The sequence below is a fragment of the Halobaculum rubrum genome, from assembly GCF_019880225.1.
In the GTDB taxonomy this organism is placed as follows: Archaea; Halobacteriota; Halobacteria; order Halobacteriales; family Haloferacaceae; genus Halobaculum; species Halobaculum rubrum.
In genome coordinates this window covers 2,764,324-2,783,911 of sequence record NZ_CP082284.1, presented here as the reverse complement: position 1 = coordinate 2,783,911, position 19,588 = coordinate 2,764,324, and the positions used below count along the sequence as shown (strand labels likewise).

Sequence of the window (19,588 nt, the reverse complement as noted above, 5' to 3'; positions counted from 1 at the left end):
CTGAGACAACTATCAATCACACGCAACAATTATCAATATTCGCGGATAGTGTTGTTTATGGCACATCACACATTTCTTTGTGGAAGTTCAAAGAGCAAACAACAAGATGCGTACTATATCTATCACAATAACCGATTTTGGGGAACACTTCACGAAGCGGGGATAACTGAAGAACAACTTCCACCCGAAGAGTACCGACGACTTGGACAGGAATACGGTATATATCTAACTGAGATTGTTGATCCGGCCGAATATAGAGTACCAAAAGATAGCAATATCAAGCCTCATCAGGTTCAGGAGGGTGTTGAGACCCTTGATGATCGAATAGATGCTCAAGACCCCAATCGAATTGCGTTCGTCGGGAAGAACGCCGCTACATGGTTTTACCGATACATCAACGACAAGGAACTGACGCATTCACAGGCTTCTGGTCACAAGACAGACAGGCGAAATTTGAGTGGATTGGAATTAGATTGGGATTACAAGGGACTCGATTTCTTTCTATTAAGTAATACTCATAGACATTGGGATAAAGAATTGTGGTTAGAGTTTTGGAAATATTGTGAAGATGATGTACACCAATTCCGATAGGTTCGAATATCCTCTTAGCAGAGCATTCGCCTATTTCTACAGCGAAAGCAACTGTGTTCAGGATAGTTCTATCATTTCTATTCCATGGACCGTTTCGCTGAGTCAAAACCCATATCGAACGAACTTCGAGAAGTGAGGCTACTGAAAAACAGGTGCGCTAATCTGAATGAAGAGGCGCTTGACGGACGTTACAACCCTTCGACAAACGCCCGCTCCTCGTCCGTCAAGCCCTCCATCGGAGGTCCTTCGGACTGGCGAACGCGGCGCAGCCCTCGATCGTCGAACGCTCCCACGCTCTCGAACGCTCGAAGTCGGAAGTACCGAGATACTGGATCGTCCCGGTTTTCGAAGTGGTCGGCATGTTTCAGCAAATGGGTGTCCCCTGCATAGGGGAAGGGCTTCAGTTTGAATGACGCAAGGCGGTTGTGCCCATCTCGTACCGACTTGATCTCCCGTTCGATGTGTTCGATCAGATCGGCATCGTCAGTCTCCCGGTGCAACTTGGTGAGAGCGACGAGGAGGGCTGTCCCCGGAGGGAAGTCCATCTCTTCAGGAATCCGGTCGGGATAGATTGTTTCGAGTATCTCGGCGGCTATCCCTCCCTCGATGTGGTCTTCACCTTCGGTTGAAGCAGCCATACCGTATTCGAGCGCAAGTCGTTCTAATCCGTCCATGATGTATTGAGTGTCCGTCATTGATCTACCCCATTCGGTCAAGTGCCTCACGACGGTCCTCCAGTGAGACGTTATCGTATTTCATCGTCGTCTCAGTGGATTGGTGACGAAGTTGAGACTGTGCGGCGGCAAGTCCCTCCTCTCGCGACATGTACGTCCCCGTTGAGTGGCGGAGCGCATACCAAGAGAGATCACGGTCGATACCCGCGATCTCACAGAGTTCGTTCAGCAGGTGCTTGAGAGAGGACGAACTGTAGGGATTGCTGTGCCGTGTCAACCACAGTTGGTCGGTGTTGTCGTACTTTTCGTACATGCTCCGCTGTTCGAGCCACTTGGAGAGGTACTCTGCCGTCTCGCGGCGGAGTGTCACCGTCCAGTTGTTCTCGTTCTTCGAGGACTCCTTAGCAGGAATCTGGAGTGCGGCGTTGTCAGTATCGACCCAATACGTCTTGGCACGCCCCACCTCGATGGGTCGAAGCCCTGCATCGAGACTGGTGTGGACGATACTCGGATATTTGAACCCGTTCGCCCGATCGAAGTCCTCGGGTCCGACTTCATCGACGGGCTTCTCATACCGACGGCCGAGATAGGCTTTCCACTTGCGACGGCCTTCAGGATCGAGTCCGAAGTACGAGGGAACGGTCGCGTACTCAAGTGAGGCTTCTCGAATTGTTTTCCGCTCGTCCCGGTAGAGAAGTTCGCGGGGGTTGTTGGCGCTCGAACTTGATGAGATGGTGATCGAACACTCCCACTCGTCTGCGTCGTCTCGGAAGCGGAAGTACGCCTTGAGCGCGAGTTTGATGTTGTGGAGGTAACTGTCCGAGTAGTCGTTTTCGGACAGCACCATGTTTCGAATGTAGGTGTCAGCCTCGTCGTGGGTGAGATCGAGGGTAAACTCGCCTCGATGCTCCCAAGCCCACCGGTGGAACTTATCGGTGATCTTGGCGTAGACTTGGGCGGTGTGATGGGCGTATCCCTCGAGGCTATCGGGGTTGTTGCCCATCTTGCAGAGCCAGCGGATGAACTGCTTGCGGTGGCTCTCGTAGGCGACGACCTGCCGCTGGTTGATTTGCTGCCGAGATTCGTCGCTCATCATAACGATACCTTCAACTTTCTCGGGCTTATCCATCCGTACACACCTCGAGACGATGGATATTGGCGATTCCGGGCTTGTTCAATCGGGCTTGGAATGGTCCGTGGTTCATCGTTTACTTCAGGTGATGAAGGCCTGAATCGCCGGACTGCGGCGGGGTGCCGTACTCAACGAGGTGGGGTGGCAGAGTGGCCTATTGCGTCTGCCTTGAAAGCAGATGGCGCAAGCCTCCTGGGTTCGAATCCCAGCCCCACCGAGCTTCTCGAGAGACCAGCGACGCGTGAGCGACTCGATCGCCCTCAGACGAACTGTCCGGCGACGTACCGCCACACGCCCAGCGACACCGAGCCGACGACGAACATCACGATCGCGAACGTGATCGCGACGCCGCCCTCGACGACCGGCGTCGCGCGGATGATCAGCCCGAGGACCGCGGCGGGAATCCACGACCGGATCGCCAGCGGCACCGACGCCTTCGCCGACTCGGCGGCGCCCGCGGAGTACGCGCCGATCAGCGGCGCCGCGACGACCCAGCCGACGAGGAACGGCGCCGCCACGGTCAGGAGCGCGAGCGCGTCGCCCGCGCCCGTCGGGGGGAACGGGACGCTCCCGTGCTGGATCGTGCCGACGTAGATGAACGCGACGATGACGAGCAGGTCGCCGACCGCGAGCGGGAGCGCGGCCCGGTCGACCCGGCGTTCGAGGAACGATTCCGTACCCGAATCCGTTGCCATGCCCGCACCTTCGTCCGATCCGGCTTAACGCCCGCGTTCTTCGGTCGACGCCGTCCCGGACGCGTCGCCGTTCGCCGTGCCCCTCTCCGATTGGGTCGGCTTCACCCCGGCAACGGTGTAGCCGAAGCCCGGGTCGACGACGTGCCCGCGCAGCCCCGCGTCGTCGAGCAGGCCGACGAGCCGTTCCGCGCCGAAGAACTGCGAGTCCATCCCCGCGACCGACTCCAGCGCCGCCAACGCCCGCCCGCGGCGGGTGGTGGGGTCGAACTCGCGGATCACGAGCACGCCGCCGGGAGCCAGCGCGCGGGCGACCTCCCCGATCGCGGCGTCCGGGTCGGGGAAGTGGTGCAGCGCGTCCGTGACGACGACGGCGTCGACGCTCCCGTCGCGAACCGGCAGCGTCGCGGCGTCGGCACGAACGCCCGGGAACCCCTCCTCGCCGGCGCGCCGGAGCATTCCCGCCGAGTAGTCGAACACGACGGAGTCGAGACCGATCTCCCGGAGGCGCCGACTGGCGCGTCCCGTCCCGCCGCCCAGATCGACGACGCGCTCGACCGGACGGTGTGCGAAGGCCAGCCCCGCGCGCAGGTCCGCGGCGCGCGCCGGCGGCATGAACGCGTCGTACAGGGGGGCGATGCGGTCGAAGAACCCCACGTCGCCGTGACCGAACATGTCGAACCGGACGCGCCCGCCCGACAAAGCCGTGGCGCCGAACTGAAGCCCCGTCGGCACCAACGGCGGCCGTGGAGGTTCGACTGCTCGGCTGGCCCGTCGACGGGATCGTGCTCCGGCTCGATCACCGGGAGTACGCCTACGCGGGGAAGTTCGTCATGTCGAGCACGGGGAAGGCCGTCGCCGTCGACGGCGACGACGGCGACGACGGCGACGACGGACCGGGCGAGTTCCGGCTTCCCGACGATCCGAAACGTGAGCACGTCGCGCCCGCGGGCGCGGTGGCGTTCAACGAGGACCGAACCGACCCCGGCGCGCTGTGGCTCCGCTACGTGACGGTTCGCCGCGACCGGCGCGGCGAGGGGATCGGCCCGCGGCTGTGCGGGTTCGTCGTCGCCCGCGCCGCCGAGCGGGGCTACGAGCGCGTCCGTATCGCCGTCAATAACGCCTACAGTTACGAGGCGCTGCACAAGGTCGGGTTCGCGTGGACCGGTCGCGAGACCGGGATCGCGGAACTGGTGCTGGAGCGGCCGGCCGACCAGCCGGCCGCACTCGACTCGGACACCTACCGCGAGGGACTGGCGACGATCGCCGCCCGCGGGGACGTGGGCGAGGACGAACGGGCGTTCGCCCGGCGAAAGCGCGAGCGGGGGCCGCCCGCCGTCGACGGGGACGCGTTCGCCTGAGGCGATCCGATCGTCGAGCCGCTACTCGGCCGGATTCGGTGTCCAGATCACCGTCGTAACGACGCCGTCGCGCTCGATCGTCTCGTACTCGTACCCCCGGTCGCTCAACTTCGGATACAGGTGCTGGGGCGCTCGGTCGTTCCGCTGGACGAGGACCGTCTCGGCGTCGATCTCGGCCAGGCGCTCGAGCGTGTTCTGAAGCGGCTCCGGCGGCGGGAGATCGCGGGCATCCAGCGTCTCCCGCGGTCGGTCGGTCGGTGCGCCCGTCCCCTCGATCAGCGATGTCTCGGTGGTCGCGTCGGTCACGTCCGATCCGCGGTGCCACAGGAACCAGCCAGTTACCCCGAACATGTTACCGATGTCGGCGGCCGGGGCCGGCCGACGAAGATGTTCGGGAACACCGGCAGGGGCCTCGGGAACGGACAGTCTCCCATGGGCGCAGTTCCCGCCGCTGTCGACACGGATCACCAGCCGCCGATGACGATTCCGCTGCGACACTTCGTTGTCGGGCTCGGCCTGTTGCTCGTCGGGCTCCTCGTCGCGGTCGGCGTCGCACTCGACGCGACCGGCGGGTACGCCGTGCTCTCTCACGTCCACCTGCTGTTGGCCGGCTGGGTCTGTCTCACGATCATGGGGGCGATGACGCAGTTCGTCCCCGTCTGGTCCGGCACCGAACTCCACTCGCGACGGCTGGCGTCCGTGGAGTTGTGGCTGGTCACGGTCGGGCTGGTCGGGTTCGCGGGGAGTCTCCTCGGCGGCTACGTGGCGTGGATCCCAGCGTTCGGCGGCGTGATGCTGCTCGGGTTCTGGGCGTTCGTGTACAACATGGGACGAACTCTCGCGTCCGTCTCCTCGTACGACGTGACCGAGCGCCACTTCGGCATCGCGCTCGGCTTCTTCCTGCTCGTGAGCACCCTGGGCGTCCTCCTCGCCGCGGGGTTTGTCCGTCCCGTCTTCGCCGGCTCGCCGATCGGCCGGGCGGACGTGCTCGGTGCCCACGCTACGCTCGCCGTCTTCGGGGCCGTCCTCACGACGGTGCTGGGGGCGCTCTACCAACTCGCGACGATGTTCACGCAGACGGACCTCCACGGGATCGACCTCCACCTTCGTCGCGTGGAGGAGGTCGCCTACCCGTCCGGCGTCCTCCTCCTCGCGCTCGGTCGGTTGCTCGATGCGGCGACGGTCGCGCGAGTCGGCGGACTGCTCGTCGTCGGTTCGCTCCTGGGCTTCGCCGTGATCCTCGTGCGGAGGCTCCACGAGACGCGAGTCGAGTGGACGCCGATGCTCTCTCGGTACGCGGTCGTCGTCCCCGCCCTCACGCTGTGGGGACTACTCACGCTTCCGGCCTGGCTCGGGGATCCGCTCGCCGCGTCCGCGCTGTTCGGCGCGCCCGGCACCGTTCACCTCCTCGTTCTGGGCGTGATCGGGTTCGTCGTCCTCGGGACGCTGTATCACGTCGTGCCGTTCATCGTCTGGGTCGACCGCTACAGCGACCTGCTCGGGTACGAGGCGGTCCCGATGATCGACGACCTCTACGACGACCGGATCGCGGCCCTCGACTTCCTCCTGTTGGGCGGCGGAACGGCGGTGCTCGTCGCCGCGGACCTGCTCGCGCTTCCGCGGGCCGCGACCGCCGTCGGCGGTGGACTCGTATTCGTCGGTGGGCTCTGCTTCGTCGCCAACATCCTCCAGGTGATCAGAGCCCACAGCCCCCATTCGATCCCGGGAGTGCTCCTCGACACGCTCCGAACGGACTCGGACCCAGCACACGAGGACGCCGTCGATCCGGTCGAATCCAGGTAACGGGACGGCCCGCTGTCGATACTCTCGGCCGAGCGTGATCGGATCGTCGCTCAGAAGGGCGCGCTCGGACCGCCGCTGCTCGGCGGTTCCTTCTCGGTCCCACGCCCCATGGGGGGAGAACCGCCGCCCTCGTCGGGGACGTTGCTTATCTCGCCGGTCGAGCGGTACTCCGCTTCCAACTCCTCGAGTCGGTCGTTGACCGACTCGCTGTTCTGGTGCATCGGCGCGGCCCGAACCCGGACCAGATCGTAGTCGTGTCGCTCCGAGAGCCCGTTCCACGCGCGAAAGGACCCGATCGTCAGCGTGTGTGTCTGCGGGCAAAACTGGGTCGTCGGCGTGAACTCCGCCCGGAGAACCGAGGGGTCGTCCGACTCCTCGGCGTACCGGTATCCGGCGGTCGTGTGGCGGCTGTCGAGGTTCAACCGGGCCAGGTTGTAGTTGAACGTCATGTCGTACACCGTCCGCTCCTCGAACAGGTCGCGGGTCAGTTCGTGAAACCGAACGTGCTCCTCGTCGGCGAGAACCCGATGGCCGTCGAGGAACTCACCGGGCGCCGGCAGATGCTCCGGGACGAACTCGCCGTACTCGTCGAAGAGGTCGTCGTCGGAGTCGCCGAACGGTGACGGGAATCCTGTCATAGGTGCCGGTACGTCCTCCGTCGGCCTGTGAGTACCCCCGAACATGATCGCCGAGAAGCGCGTCTACTCGACGTACACTCGGGTCACGTGGCCGCCACAGCCGCACTGCTCGATGTACTCCCACTCGAGGTCGCCGTCGACCCGCTCCTCGAGCGCCTCGTAGAGGTACTCGGAAGGGTGACCGTGGTCGCCGTGCGTGACGAGGTTGACGTGGTTCCCCGGCTCGGTGTGTTCGATCGCGTCGACCGCCTGGGAAACGAGGAGGTCCCGGTCGGACGCGTGCTTCGGGTGTTCGAGGTTCGCCGACCAGGAAGTGTCGTGCATCCGGTCGGTGACGGGATCGGCCTCGGCGTGGTCGTGATCGTGAGACGTGCTCATCGGTACGTGGACGTTCGGCCTCCCCACCTAAAGCCGCGGTGGCGAACATGTTCCCAGCAATCGATACCGTGCTCGGTGACGAATCGGTGGTATGCGATCGGTCACGGTGTCACGAGAGATCCCGGCGTCCCCCGACACGGTTCGGAAATCGATCCTCGATATCGAGCCGTTCACCCGCGCCGCGGGGTTCGACGAGGTCCGCGTGGACGGCCACCAGATCGAGATCACGAACGATGTCGGGGTCACTGAGATCACGCTGGAACTGGACATCGTGAACGACCCCGACGCAGTCCTCGCCTACGAACAGCGCGAGGGGATATTCGAGGAGATGCGGACGGCGTACACGCTACAGCCGACCGACGCCGGAACGGAGGTCCGCGCGACGACCGAGTTCGCGCTCGACGTGCCGCTCGTCGGCGAGGTGCTCGACGCCACCGTCATCTCGCGGCAACGGCGAGCAGAGCTGAACGCGCAGTTCGACTACCTCGAAACGGTCGCCGGGACCGAGTAGATCAACCGGATGGATCGACCGGGCGGAACCGCCAGTCGACGGCGTGTCGGGACGCCCGCTACTCGTCCGATCGAGGCGCGAGCACGAGCAGGGCGACGCTGTCCTCGAGCGCGCGCGGCGAGATCTCCCGTTCGCCCTCGAACCGGGCGATGTCGCCGGCGGTCACCTCGTGGATTTCCTCGTCGAGGTGGAGTTCGATCGCGCCTTCGAGGAGGTAGAGGACGATATCTCGCCCCGGGTGGGTGTGGGGGGGAACCGTCTCGCTGTCCGCGAGCGTGAGTCTGATCGTCTTCGGCTCGTCACCCGGGAAGACGTTCGCGTGCGGTTCACCCTCCAGTTCGGCCAGCGGGCGGACGGTCGTCATTCAGAATCGCCTCGCGGGTCGAACTCGCCCCGCTGTAGTCCGGCGCGAACGGGCTCGTGTTCGGCGTCGGTCGGAGGTGGCGCCGTGACGAGCAGCGCCTCGAGCCTGCCGTCCTCGTCGGCTTCGACCCCGCGGTCGATGCCCGCCTCGACCACGACAACGTCACCCGGTTCGACGCGGCGGTCGATCTGCCCGTCCCTGACGATTCCGGTTCCCGAGCGGACGGAGATCGTCACGTCGCTCGACGGGGCGTGGACCGGGATGAACTGGCCCGGCTCGAAGTAGCCGCAGACCACCTTCATCCGGTCGCTGCGGAACGCCTCGACGGCCGAGAACCGGTCGTCGTCGTACTCGCGCTCCTCGTCGAACTCGATCGCCGTCACGCCGATCTCCCCGCCGATGAGGCGTTCGATTCGGCGAAAGCCACGACTGCGGACGGACCGTTGCGGCCGACACCTCGGCTCGGCTTCGGTTTAGGTATGCCTAAATGCATCCGATCCTCGCTTTCGCGCCTATCACAAAGAGCGTTCGTCCGAACACGTTCGCGGCAGTCGGCGACAGTCGATCCGGGTCGTCACTCGGGCGGGTGACTCGGGAGGTTCAAACGCCGCCGGTCCGTGATGGCGACAATGGGAAACGCGGATCTGCGTGACATCGCGCACATCGAGGACGTCGCCTTCGAGGATCTGTCCGGTGTGGTCGCGGTGGACGCGCACAACTGGCTGTACCGGTATCTCACGACGACGGTGAAGTTCACCAGCGACCACCGCTACACCACCGACGAGGGCGAGGAGGTCGCGAACCTCATCGGGATCGTCCAGGGGCTGCCGAAGTTCTTCGACAACGACCTCACGCCGGTGTTCGTCTTCGACGGGGGCGTCACCGACCTGAAGGACGACGAGGTCGCGAAGCGTCGGGCGGCACGCGAGGAGGCCGAGGAGCGCAGGAAGGATGCCGAGGAGCGCGGCGATTCGGTCGAGGCGGCGCGCCTGGAGGCGCGCACGCAACGGCTCACCGACACCATCCACGGGACCTCCCGGGAGGTGCTACGCCTGCTCGACGTGCCCGTCGTCGAGGCGCCCGCGGAGGGCGAGGCGCAGTGTGCGTACATGAACCGCGTCGGCGACGCCGACTTCTCGGGCAGCGAGGACTACGACACGATGCTGTTCGGCGGGCCGCGAACGCTCCGACAGCTCACGTCGAAGGGCGACCCGGAGCTGATGGACCTGGAGCGGACCCTCGCGGATCACGACATCACTCAGGAACAGCTCGTGGACGTTGCGATGCTGTGCGGCACTGACTTCAACGAGGGCGTTCGTGGGATCGGGCCGAAGACGGCACTGACGGCCGTGAAGGAGCACGGCGACCTGTTCGCGGTCCTCGACGCCCGCGACGCCGAGGTCCCCAACGCCGAGCGGGTCCGCGAGTTCTTCCACTCCCCGCCGGTGACCGACGACTACGCGTTCGACACGACGATATCGCCGGACGTCGACGCCGCCCGCGCGTACGTCGTCGACGAGTGGGAGGTCGATCCCGACGAGGTCGAACGCGGCTTCGAGCGCATCGAGGCCGCGCTCACGCAGACGGGACTCGACGACTGGACCTGACGCGTCGTCGCTGTCGGTCGGGTGAGCGAACGAGTCACACCACGGCCCGGCGCATTCGGTCGGATCCGATGGGATTAACATACCGCGCGGGGTAGCCGTTATTGCGCTCGGTTGGTGTAGTCCGGCCAATCATGTTGGCCTTTCGAGCCGACGACCAGGGTTCAAATCCCTGACCGAGCATCCCATTCTACCGCCGTCTTGCGTTTTTGAGCCGTGAATAGAGCAATGATAGCCAATGTTTCAGGCCAAGTCAGAAATCAGGATTCAGACCGCTCGACGCCGTCTTGCGATTAATCGCTTTGTCCCACCTACTCGATTCAACCGCGAGCTCCGCGAGACGACTGCCGGAGAGAGTATCGTGTTCCTTAGCGCCGAGTTACTCGAAGAGCTCATCGTACTCCCCCTCCGAGAACCGTACTTGAACTTGGATGATATTCGGGCGGTGTTCGGAACGAGAGACGGAATCTTCCGCCGGGAGGAGTTGAACAACGTACTCCCCGACTGGAGGGACGTCACCGTCGACGCAGTTCTATAAGCTGTCGCCACTCCCTGCTACGCGTTCCCATCAGTATTCAGCGGGTCAGGCAACTCGAAGAGCCGGACGTCATCACGCGTCTCAGCGACGTTTTCAAGATCAGTGGTGTACCCGGAGCGGCTGAACAAGACGTACAGGGTCTCGCCGTCTGCCGGTTCTTCTGACCATCGGACTTCCGACGCTGTTCGTTCAAGATCGGCGAGAACGCCTTCGCTCACGGGTTGGGATGTGAACTTACACTCGCCGGCGACGAGGCCGTCGCCAGTGAGGCCGAGGATATCTAGTTCGTGTTCCTTGAACCACCACTGCCCGACATCGCGGAATTGTCGGTTGAGGAGGGCTGGGAGCGCTTGCTGGCAGAGACGTTCGAACAGCGGGCTCACGTAATCCGCCAGTTCTGGTACGACAAGTTCGTCGTACGCGTCGTCGTCGAGCATCCGAAGCTGGTCTTGGTTCCCGTAGACGAACCGAAACCAGAACCGGAACAACGGCGCAGCGATGCGATACCGACCGCGCTTCGAGGCCGTCGATGATTCCGTCACGGGGATGTGGCGCTCGACGAGACGGAGTCGACGGAGTTTCTGAAGGTATGTGCTGAGAGATCCCGACTCTACGCCGGCCATGCCAGCGATTTCGTTTGGAGTGCGACGCCCGTGCGCGAGCGCACGGAGAATGCTGAAGTACGTGTTCGGCTGTCGAAGTTCAGTGCGGAGTAGGAACTCGGGTTCAGAGTACAGTAGCCCCCGCTCCGAGAGAATCCCCTGCTGGACGTTCGTTCCGAGCGACTGGTCGGGATCGATGGTCTGGAGGTAGTACGGAGTGCCACCATAGATCGACCACGCAGTGATGGCGGTTTCGGGGTCGTACACCGGGAAGAACTGGCGTGCGTCAGCGACAGAGAGAGGTTTGAGATCGATCGTCGCTGTCCGACGGCCGTACAGCGGTGCGCTTCCGGAGAGGACCTTGTCCTCCATGACGCTGATCGACGAACCGACGAGCACGAGCGTCATCCCCGTCTCCTGGAGCTCTATGTCCCACACCCGTTGGATCCGTGAGGGAAGCGATTCGTCCTCCTCGATGAGGAACGGGAACTCGTCGATGACGACGATAGCGTCTTCCTCGCCGAGTGTTTCTCGCGCTCGCTGCGTGCCGAGCGACATCCCTCTCGGAGTGAGCGTATCTCCGACTGTCACTCTCCGTCAATTCAGGGACGCTCGCCCTCGTAGTCGTCGAGCCAGTCGCCCACCACCGACTGGATCGCCCCGGCGGTGCTCCCCAGATGGAGGATCTGATAACCGTCATCGACCTTCTCGTTCACGTCGTCCATGCCGAAGCCGAGCCCACCGACCGGAACGTCCGCCTCCAGCGCCGCGGTGCGGACGCGGTCGACGGCCTCCTCGACCTCCGGGTGGTCGAGCTCGCCGGGGTGGCCAAGCTGCACCGAGAGGTCGAGGGGCCCGATGAACACGAACCCCAGATCGGGGACGGCGAGGATCGAGTCGATGTTCTCGACCGCCTCGACCGTCTCGACGGTCGTGCCGACGAGCGTCTCGCGGTCCTCCGCCTCGACGTACTCCTCCTTGAGCCCCCAGCGGCGCGCCCGCGGCGCGGCGAGGCCGCGGTCCCCGGGCTCGCCGTCGTAGCGGAACCGGGCGGACCTGACGGCCGTCTCCACCTCCGCGGCCGTCTCCACCCGCGGGAGGAACACCGACCGGGCACCGAGATCCAGCGCCTTCCGCACGAGCGTCGGTTCGCTGTCGGGGAGGCGCACGAGCGGCTCGATCCCGGTTCGCTCGGCCGCCCGCAGGAGGTGTTCGACGGTCTGGCCGTCCCAGGGGTCGGGGCCGCCGTGCTCCATGTCGAGCCAGACGAAGTCCAGCCCGAGCTCCCCGTACAGCTCGACCACCGAGGGGTCGTACGTCGTGTCGAGCACGCCCAGCGCGACGCCGCCGTCCTCGATCCGGGCGCGAACGCCGTTTCGAGGCTCAGAGTTCGCCATGCGATCGGCTCGACGGCGTGTCGGAAAAGCGCCTCGTAGATTCCAGCCCGGTGAGGGACCACGGACGTTCCGCGCCAACGAGCGACGCTCCGCCGGGTGGACTATCGGAGCGTGCGGCAGCTCTACTCAAGATCGACCATCGGCTCGGGGTAGTCGATCCCGACCTGGACGTCGTACTCAGCCTGCTCCTGCTCGCTTAACGTCCACGGCGCGTGGACCTTCGTCGGCGGCAGGTCGGACAGCGCCGGGATCCAGTGTGTCACGTACTCGCCGTCGGCGTCGTACTTCTCGGCTTGCTTGACGACGTTAAACGCGCGGTCCCTGCTGTCGTTGCCGACGCCCGCGATGTACGCCCAGTTGCCGTAGTTCGAGGCGGGGTCGTGATCGACCAACTGCGTCTCGAAGTACGCCGCGCCCATCCGCCAGTCGATCCGGAGGTCGTTCGCGAGGAACGACGCCGCGTTCTGGCGGGCGCGGTTGCTCTGGTACCCGGTCTCGTTCAGCTCCCGCATCGCGGCGTCGACGAAGGGGATCCCCGTCTCGCCGGCCGTCCACCGCCCGAACTGCGCGTCGTCCTCTCGCCAGTCGATGTCGTCGCGGCGGCGGATACCGCCCCGCCCGAAGAAGTCGCCGCCGTGTTTGGCGAACTGGAACTGGAAGAAGTCCCGCCAGATCAGTTCGAACACGAGCCAGTACGTCGACTCGTTCGAGACGCGCTCGCGCTCGTAGCGGTCGACCTCGGCGTTCACGTACCGCGGCGACAGGCACCCCTCGTTGAGCCACGGCGAAAGCTTCGATGAGAACCCCTGTCCGAGCAGGCCGTTGCGCGTCTCCTTGTACTCGCGCAGGCGGTCCTCCTCGAACAGATAGCGGTCAAGCCGCTCGGTTCCGGCCGTCTCGCCGCCCTCGAACCGGAGCGCGGCGCGGTCGTCGTACTCGACCTCGTCGACACCCAGATCCGTCGGCGTGGGAACCGACCCGGCGCCGACCTCCCCGACCGGAGCCGTCGGCAGATCCGGCTCCGGGAGCGGATCGCGCACGGTCGCGCGGTTCTCGACCGACTTCCGGAAACCCGTGTACGTGTCGGAGATGTCGGTGTACGGCGTCGGGAGGTCGTTCAGGTGGTACAGCGTGTGCGTCCAGTGACGCGACGGCGTCACATCGATCCCGCGGAGTCGCGTTCGGACGGCGTTCTCGACACTCACCTCCTCGGGCGTCGGGAGCGTCCCGAAGTGGACCGCGTCGGCGTCGACGGCCGCCGCGACCGCGGGAACGACGCGTTCGGGCGTCTCGTGACGGACGACGAGATCCGAGTCGCGCTCGCGGAGGCGCTCGCGCAGGTCCGCGACCGACTCGCGGCGGAAGCGGGTCCGGATTCCGCCGGTTTTCTCGTAGCGAAAGGAGTGCTCGCCCCCGAACTCGCGTTCGCCGTACTCGCGCGGGTCGAACGCGTACACCGGGAGTACCTCCTCCGCGTCTGCGGCCTCCAGCAGCGCCTCGTTGTCGTGGATGCGCAGATCGCGACGGAACCAGACGACGGCCGTGTCAACTGCCATCGAACCGATCACGGGCGCGACGAACTTGAACCCGTCCGCCGCGACGGCCGGGACTGGCTCCGAACGGGGGACGCGACCGGCAGGCGGCGGGCAACGGTCGACGAACGGGAGGACCGCCCGAGCGACACCTCAGGCCAGCCACTCCTCGGGCGTGGTGTCGTAGTCGACCTCGTCGGCCCCGATCTGCTCGGCCAACTCGGGCTCCAGCGCGTGCCGCTCGACCGTCTCGCCGTCGTAGCGGAGGCGGATCGGGATCTCCTCGCCGTCGGGTTCGCGTCCGCGACGGCGGGCGACCTCCAGCTCGTGGTCGTCGTACTCGGTGACGATCGTCGCGAGGTTGACCGGCCGACCCCAGAGATCGAACACTCGCTCCAGCGCCCGGTTCGCCTGCTCGATGTCGAGCGCGACGCCGTTGTAGCGGTGCCCCAACAGGAGTTCGCCCCGGTTGTCGTAGTTGCCGTCGTACACCGCGATCGTCGGCTTCCCGAAGTTCGTGAACCGGAGGAGGAGCTTCCGTTTCACGTCGTCGGGATCGACGCTGGCGACGCGGTACCCCTCGGCCGCCTCCGAGTACTCGTAGGTGAAGTAGTTGCCCTCGACGACGAACTCCTCGGTGAGGTACTCGTCGATGAACGTCACGTCGTTGTGGCTCTCGCGGACCTCGCGCATCCGCGTCCAGCCGGCGCCGTAGTCCACGTCCGAGAGCGCCGACGCCACGTCCGGGTACACCTCGTCGTCGAACATGTATCGCGCGACCCGCTCCAGTTCCGAGCGACCGATCCGGCTGAGGAACCCCCTGTTCGCCGGCTTCGTCAGCGAGAAGTGGCGCTCGCACAGGCCCTCGTGAGTCAGTACGGCCCACGGATACGCGTCGGCGTCGAGATCGCCGGCCTTCGCCCGCGCGAGCGCGTCGGCGTCGACGCGGGGGTCGTCGGGATCGAGGTCGTCCAGCGTGTCGGCGGTGACGCCCGCGATCGCCGGGTCGGGCTCCAGCAGGTCGGCCACCTCGTCGAAGTCGATCACGTCGTGGAAGGTGCGCCACGTCACCCCCTCGACACGGAGCAGTTTGTCGACCACCTCGCGGCGGTTGGCGCTGTTCTCGACGTACCGCCAGATCTCGAAGCCGAGCTTGTAGGGATTGAGCCCCGGCGACCCCAGCACCCGCGCCATGTGGTCGGCGTAGGTGAGGAACTCGTCGTCGCCGGCGAAGCGCTCGTCGCCCATCATCAGCGACTCCCAGTACGCGGCCCATCCCTCGTTGAGCACCTTCGTCATTCTCTGCGGGGCGAAGTAGTACGCCTCCCGTCTGAGGAGCTCGATCACCTCGTCCATCCACGGCTCGCGCTCGACGGCCTTCCCCTCCTCCTCGTCGAACTGCTTGCCGTGCTCGCGGAGGTACGCGAGCACGTCCGGACGCGGCTCGGGCAGCCGCTCGCGGTCGCGCTGGGCGTCGACCCAGTCGGCGTCGAACACCTGTTCGCGAACCTCCGCGGAGAGGCCCAGGCGGTCGAGGCGCTCCTCGATGTCGGACAGCTCCTCGTCCAGTTCCTCGTCGCCGCCGCGCTCGGCCGCGAGCGCGCGATGCTGGTCGATCGTGTCCTCGACGCACAACACGGCGTCGATGAGGCGCTCGACGTCCTCGCGGTCGATCTCCGGGTTCGACATGTGGTCGGCGACGGTCTCGGCGTGGCGCTCCAGCATCGCGGCGGCGTCGGGGTCCTCGCGTTCGCCCGCGAACCGACCGAACCACTCGTTGTTGCGGAAGAAGTCCGCGTGCGCCTCCACGTGCGTGATGACCGCCTTCTGGTCGGCGAGGGTGTTCGACTCCTGAAGGAACGCGTGACAGGGGTTGTCGTTGTTGACGATCTCGAACGCTTTCCCCATGCCGAAGGTGTCCTGCTTGCGCTGGCGGTCGTACTTCATTCCCCACCGCCAGTGCGGGTACCGCGTCTGGAACCCGTCGTAGGCGATGAGCTCGTTCATCTCGTCGTGGGTCACGACCCAGTAGTTCACCGGGTACGGGCGGAGCCCGAGCGTCTCGGCCAGTTCCCTGGCGCGCTCGGCGGGCTCCGCCAGCTCCGCGGCGACGCGACGGGTCGCGACTCGTTCGTCGTGTATCATGTCAGGTGTCCTCCCCGCTCTCCGTCGAGAGGATCGTGCGGATCGCGTCGGTCACGTCATCGGAGTCGGCGACGCGCGCGACGACGACGTTGTCGCGGTCGGCCAGTTCCCGCTCGACCTCCTCGGCGTGGGTGGCGTTGATCGTGTTGCCGCCCGGCTGGGTCTCCACGTACGCGTGGAGGTTCGCCGGGATGTCGCGCATCAGCGGCACGACGTTCTCGACGGTGTCGTTGCTGGAGTTCTCCGAGTCGCCGGCGGCGAACACGTAGCGGTTCCACTCGCTGAAGGGGTACTCCTCGAGGATCTCCGCGGCCAGCTCGTAGGCGCTGGAGATGCGCGTCCCGCCGCCCGACCGGATCCCGAAGAACTCCCCGCGCTCGACCTCCCACGCGTCGGCGTCGTGGGCGACGTAGCGGAACTCCGCCTCGTCGTACTTGCCGGTGAGATACCAGTCCAGCGGCGTGAACGTGCGCTCGACGAGCTCGCGTTTCGTCTCGCGCATCGACCCGCTCACGTCGCGGATGTTCACGACGACGACGTTCTTCTGCTTCTTCTCGATCACCTCGGGCTGGCGGTAGCGCTCGTCGTCGCGCCGGAACGGGACCTGCTGCAGGCCGTCCCGGCGGATACGTGCGGCGATCGGGTCGCGCTCGACGCGCGCGGCGAAGTCGTCGAAGTCCGCGTACTCGTCGAGGTCGACGCCCTCGGCCTCCAGTTCGGCGATCGCCTCGCGGATCCACGCCAGCGAGACCAGCACGTTCTCTTCCCGGCAGAACTCGAAGGTGTCGCGGGCGTCGGCGTCGGCGACCCGGCACGCCTCCCGGACGTACGCCTCGTCGAAGTCGGTGGCCAGCTTCCGTTTGAGGCCGCGCTTGAACAGCTGTTCGAAGTCGAGCGTGGAGTTGGGCCCCGCCCGCGTCAGCTCGGTGAAGTCGCCCTCCACCTCCTCGACCACTCGCTTGCCCTTCGGCTCCAAGTCGAGCCCGAGCTCCTCGTCGAGCTCCCGGGCGAACTCCTCGGGGTCCATCTCGTAGTAGCCGTGCTCGCCGCCGTCCTCGCCCGGCTCGCCGTCCTCGCCCTCCTCGTCGCCGTCCCCGGGGTCGCCGGGCACGTCGACCGGCTGTCCGGGCTGGGGCGTGCCACCCTGGCCCTGTCCGACGCCGCCCATGTCCCGCTGGTCGTACTCGAACGACGGGAGGTCGACCAGCTTCACCGGGATCCGAACGGCGTTCCGAGAGGAGCCCGAGAGGTCGCCCTCGCGGATGAACTCCGCGAGGTCCGGGCGGCGCTCGTCGCCGATCTCTCGGAACCGTTCGAGGTCCTCCCTCAGTCCCATCGGCCCTTCACCTCGCGCATCACGTGTCTGGTGGCCAGCTCGGCCGACGCCTCGCTGTACCCCTGTTCGCTCGTCATGTGGTCGATCGTCGCCGCCTTCACCCGGGCGGTCTCGGTGTTCGCGGGCGGGTCGTCCCACTGCGCGGGGTCGAGGTCGTCGTAGATGCGGCGGACGTCCTCCCACGAGTGCGCCTCCAGCACCGCGCGGATCACCGGGACCGTCGAGAGGTCGACGTCCGCGACCGAGAAGTCCTCGTCGCGGTGCTCCCAGGCGTAGCGGTTCAACGCCGTGATCACCGTCTCCCTGCGGAACACCTCGACGGCCTCGCTCGGCTCGTTGCCCGCGTAGTCGTCCGCGTCGAAGCGGCCGAGGTGCTCGGTCTCGAACACCTTCAGCAACAGCGGGTCCGGGTCGACGGCGCCCCGGTCGGTCTCCACCTGCTCGTCGGCGTCCCACGCGAACACGTGCTCGACGTACTCTTCGACGGTCGCCTCGTCGACGCCCTTGTCCGAGAGCACGGCGTCGAGCACGTCCGCCTCCTGCAGTTCGAACGCGTACTCTTTCACCGTCGCCAGCCGGCCCTCGTACTCGGCGATCTCCGCGCGCGAGAACACCGGCGCCGTCGCGAGCCCCTCGGCCATCGCGTGGAGGACGTCCTCGGGAGTGATCACGTCCTCGACCGGGAGGTCGGGGTGTGCGCGGTCCGTCTCGCCGTGGAGCAGGTCCGCGATCGTGTCCCGCGTGTAGGTGACGGGGATGCCGTGGGCGCCGTCGTCGCCGTCGAACTCGTACTCGTCGGCGTCGACGCGCTCGTCGCCGTCGCGGACGACGCCGCGGTCGAACAGCAGCGCCTTGTCGATCAGGCCGATCGAGGTGGGCAGGTTCTCGGCGTCCAGCCGGGTGACGACCGCGTACATCGCGGCCGCCTCCAGCGCGTGGGGCGCGAGTTCGCGCGTGCGGAGGCGACCGCGGTCGTCGCGCATCCGAACCGACAGCGGCGCGGCCATCCGCTCGCGCAGCCGGTCGTGGGCCGCCTCGGGGTCGGCGGCGTCGATCTCGTCGGCCCAGACCGCCGTCTCGTCGGTCAGCTCGCGGTGGATCAGCTCCGTCTCCAGCGAGACGCTCGTGAGATAGCGGAACTCGTGGCGGTCGAGTCGGCGTTTGAGCGCCTTCAGCGGGTCGCGGTCGTTGCGGTCGGCGAACTGCTCCAACTCGGCGTCCAGGTCGGGGTTGGAGATGACGACCAGTTGGGTGTCCAGGTCCATCCCGATGCTTTTGTCGAGCTTCACCCGCTTCTCGTCGGGCACGTTCAGCAGCTTCCGGAGCAGGTCGGCGTGCTGGCTGGCGTCCTCGACGACCGTGAGCAGGCCGTTGCCCTGCGAGAGGACGCCGTCGTAGCTGAACGCGCGGGGGTCCTTGCGCCCGCGGGCGTTCAGTTCCCGGAGCATCCCGGGCATCCACGAGCCGACGAGGCGCTCCTTCGGCGAGCCGTCGTCCTCGGCGTGGAGGACGCCGATCCCCCTGCCGACGTCGACGACGTAGTTCTTCACGCGAAGGTGTCGGCGATCGGTCACCGCCGAGAACAGGTCGCGACGGCCGGCTCTACGGTAGCGCTCCTCGAGGATCTCGAACGCCTCGCGGCTGAACGGGTCGAGATCGGAGTCGACACGGATCGGGATGTGGTCGTCGTGGACGGCGTTGAGCGCGTCCACGAGGTCCGCCCGAACTGCCGCGGGGAACACCGACAGCGGGTTCGCCTGCACCGGCGACTCGTACCAGTCGTCGTCGGCGTCGTCGCCGGCGGCGTAGCTGAGGCTCCGGTCCTCGTCGCGTGCGGCGATGTTCCACTCGACGGTGTAGCGGCGCCCCGCCTCCGTTTTCGAGTACGCGCGCAGGCCGTTGATGAGACAGCGCTTCAGCTCGGACTTGCCGGTCGCCGTCGGGCCGTCGAACCAGTGGATCTTCTCCTCTTTCCCCCGCCCCGAGGCGACGGTGCGGAGGTCGTCGACGAACGCGTTGAGCACGCTCGTGTTGCCGAGGACGGCGTGCTCGCCGTCGTTGGCGGGGTCGTCGAAGAAGCGATAGCGCTCGCGCTCGAGGCCCTCCTCGACGACGGTTCGGGTGCCCATCGACTCGATCGCCGAGAGGACGTATCTGGCCGCGTGGCTGGCGACCCCGGGTCGCTCGAACGCCAGATCGACGAACTCCGCGAGCGAGCGCGGCGGCTCGTAGGCGCCGTCGAGCGCCTCGTCGGCCCGCGCGAGGTACTCCGTCGACTCGGTCATCTCGG

General features: G+C 66.0%; 21 protein-coding genes and 2 tRNA genes. 8 read left to right on the top strand and 15 right to left on the bottom strand.

The window, feature by feature from the left end; all coding sequences use genetic code 11:
- Positions 1-57 precede the first annotated feature (57 nt).
- Positions 58-591, top strand: coding sequence for a uracil-DNA glycosylase family protein (locus K6T25_RS14210; protein WP_222915196.1), 534 nt, complete (start codon positions 58-60; stop codon positions 589-591).
- Between the two features lie 188 nt (positions 592-779).
- Here K6T25_RS14210 and K6T25_RS14205 read toward each other — a convergent pair whose 3' ends face one another.
- Together K6T25_RS14205 and K6T25_RS14200 are read right to left on the bottom strand one after the other, a co-directional pair.
- A complete protein-coding gene (locus K6T25_RS14205) occupies positions 780-1,229 on the bottom strand; it encodes a hypothetical protein (protein ID WP_222915193.1) in 450 nt (149 codons plus the stop codon).
- A 61-nt stretch (positions 1,230-1,290) separates the two neighbouring features.
- Complete coding sequence (locus tag K6T25_RS14200) at positions 1,291-2,394, bottom strand: tyrosine-type recombinase/integrase (protein WP_222915192.1); 1,104 nt, start codon at positions 2,392-2,394, stop codon at positions 1,291-1,293.
- A gap of 138 nt (positions 2,395-2,532) precedes the next feature.
- Between K6T25_RS14200 and K6T25_RS14195 the strand changes: the two genes are divergently transcribed.
- Positions 2,533-2,614: transfer RNA gene (locus K6T25_RS14195), tRNA-Ser, on the top strand.
- 43 nt (positions 2,615-2,657) lie between these two features.
- Here the strand turns inward: K6T25_RS14195 and K6T25_RS14190 are convergent.
- Positions 2,658-3,092, bottom strand: coding sequence for a DUF3054 domain-containing protein (locus K6T25_RS14190; RefSeq protein WP_222915190.1), 435 nt, complete (start codon positions 3,090-3,092; stop codon positions 2,658-2,660).
- Between the two features lie 24 nt (positions 3,093-3,116).
- Positions 3,117-3,764, bottom strand: coding sequence for a class I SAM-dependent methyltransferase (locus K6T25_RS14185; RefSeq protein ID WP_222915188.1), 648 nt, complete (start codon positions 3,762-3,764; stop codon positions 3,117-3,119).
- 71 nt (positions 3,765-3,835) lie between these two features.
- Here K6T25_RS14185 and K6T25_RS14180 point away from each other — a divergent pair, with 71 nt between their 5' ends.
- A complete protein-coding gene (locus tag K6T25_RS14180; protein WP_222915186.1) occupies positions 3,836-4,450 on the top strand; it encodes a GNAT family N-acetyltransferase in 615 nt (204 codons plus the stop codon).
- Positions 4,451-4,471: 21 nt separating this feature from the next.
- Here K6T25_RS14180 and K6T25_RS14175 read toward each other — a convergent pair whose 3' ends face one another.
- A complete protein-coding gene (locus tag K6T25_RS14175; RefSeq protein WP_222915184.1) occupies positions 4,472-4,801 on the bottom strand; it encodes a DUF2249 domain-containing protein in 330 nt (109 codons plus the stop codon).
- A gap of 81 nt (positions 4,802-4,882) precedes the next feature.
- Between K6T25_RS14175 and K6T25_RS14170 the strand changes: the two genes are divergently transcribed.
- A complete protein-coding gene (locus K6T25_RS14170; RefSeq protein ID WP_222915182.1) occupies positions 4,883-6,253 on the top strand; it encodes a hypothetical protein in 1,371 nt (456 codons plus the stop codon).
- A 50-nt stretch (positions 6,254-6,303) separates the two neighbouring features.
- On the opposite strand, the gene K6T25_RS14165 is transcribed toward K6T25_RS14170, so the two are convergent.
- Both K6T25_RS14165 and K6T25_RS14160 read right to left on the bottom strand, forming a co-directional pair.
- Entirely contained in the window at positions 6,304-6,891 is a 588-nt protein-coding gene (locus K6T25_RS14165; RefSeq protein WP_222915180.1) for a DUF7998 family protein, read from the bottom strand.
- A 63-nt stretch (positions 6,892-6,954) separates the two neighbouring features.
- Positions 6,955-7,269 (bottom strand): CGCGG family putative rSAM-modified RiPP protein, encoded by a 315-nt coding sequence (locus tag K6T25_RS14160; RefSeq protein ID WP_222915177.1) that lies wholly within the window; start codon positions 7,267-7,269, stop codon positions 6,955-6,957.
- A 91-nt stretch (positions 7,270-7,360) separates the two neighbouring features.
- Here K6T25_RS14160 and K6T25_RS14155 point away from each other — a divergent pair, with 91 nt between their 5' ends.
- Positions 7,361-7,780, top strand: coding sequence for an SRPBCC family protein (locus K6T25_RS14155; RefSeq protein ID WP_222915175.1), 420 nt, complete (start codon positions 7,361-7,363; stop codon positions 7,778-7,780).
- 58 nt (positions 7,781-7,838) lie between these two features.
- On the opposite strand, the gene K6T25_RS14150 is transcribed toward K6T25_RS14155, so the two are convergent.
- Together K6T25_RS14150 and K6T25_RS14145 are read right to left on the bottom strand one after the other, a co-directional pair.
- Positions 7,839-8,144 carry a cupin domain-containing protein gene (locus K6T25_RS14150; protein WP_222915173.1) on the bottom strand — a complete coding sequence of 102 codons (306 nt, stop codon included), beginning with the start codon at positions 8,142-8,144 and terminating at the stop codon, positions 7,839-7,841.
- On the bottom strand, positions 8,141-8,527 hold the full coding sequence (locus K6T25_RS14145; RefSeq protein ID WP_222915171.1) for a cupin domain-containing protein: 387 nt from the start codon (positions 8,525-8,527) through the stop codon (positions 8,141-8,143). Before K6T25_RS14145 ends, K6T25_RS14150 begins: the two co-directional genes overlap by 4 nt.
- Positions 8,528-8,773: 246 nt before the next feature.
- Here K6T25_RS14145 and fen point away from each other — a divergent pair, with 246 nt between their 5' ends.
- The 3 genes from fen (at position 8,774) to K6T25_RS14130 (ending at position 10,286) form a co-directional block, all read left to right on the top strand.
- On the top strand, positions 8,774-9,751 hold the full coding sequence (fen, locus tag K6T25_RS14140) for a flap endonuclease-1 (RefSeq protein ID WP_222915169.1): 978 nt from the start codon (positions 8,774-8,776) through the stop codon (positions 9,749-9,751).
- A 105-nt stretch (positions 9,752-9,856) separates the two neighbouring features.
- Positions 9,857-9,931, top strand: a tRNA-Glu gene (locus tag K6T25_RS14135).
- Positions 9,932-9,986: 55 nt separating this feature from the next.
- Positions 9,987-10,286 (top strand): hypothetical protein, encoded by a 300-nt coding sequence (locus K6T25_RS14130; protein ID WP_222915167.1) that lies wholly within the window; start codon positions 9,987-9,989, stop codon positions 10,284-10,286.
- 17 nt (positions 10,287-10,303) lie between these two features.
- Here K6T25_RS14130 and K6T25_RS14125 read toward each other — a convergent pair whose 3' ends face one another.
- From K6T25_RS14125 to K6T25_RS14100, 6 genes are all read right to left on the bottom strand, one after another.
- On the bottom strand, positions 10,304-11,446 hold the full coding sequence (locus K6T25_RS14125; RefSeq protein ID WP_225917761.1) for an ATP-binding protein: 1,143 nt from the start codon (positions 11,444-11,446) through the stop codon (positions 10,304-10,306).
- A gap of 44 nt (positions 11,447-11,490) precedes the next feature.
- Positions 11,491-12,285: an HpcH/HpaI aldolase family protein gene (locus K6T25_RS14120; protein WP_222915164.1), complete on the bottom strand. Its 795-nt coding sequence runs from the start codon at positions 12,283-12,285 to the stop codon at positions 11,491-11,493.
- A gap of 122 nt (positions 12,286-12,407) precedes the next feature.
- The gene (locus K6T25_RS14115; protein WP_222915162.1) at positions 12,408-13,841 is read right to left on the bottom strand and encodes a DASH family cryptochrome; all 1,434 of its coding nucleotides are present in this window, start codon (positions 13,839-13,841) and stop codon (positions 12,408-12,410) included.
- A 129-nt stretch (positions 13,842-13,970) separates the two neighbouring features.
- Entirely contained in the window at positions 13,971-15,962 is a 1,992-nt protein-coding gene (locus tag K6T25_RS14110) for a SpoVR family protein (RefSeq protein ID WP_222915160.1), read from the bottom strand.
- A gap of 1 nt (position 15,963) precedes the next feature.
- Entirely contained in the window at positions 15,964-17,298 is a 1,335-nt protein-coding gene (locus K6T25_RS14105; RefSeq protein ID WP_222915158.1) for a DUF444 family protein, read from the bottom strand.
- Entirely contained in the window at positions 17,289-19,583 is a 2,295-nt protein-coding gene (locus K6T25_RS14100) for a PrkA family serine protein kinase (protein WP_222918070.1), read from the bottom strand. The genes K6T25_RS14105 and K6T25_RS14100 overlap by 10 nt, the downstream gene beginning before the upstream one ends.
- Positions 19,584-19,588 lie beyond the last annotated feature (5 nt).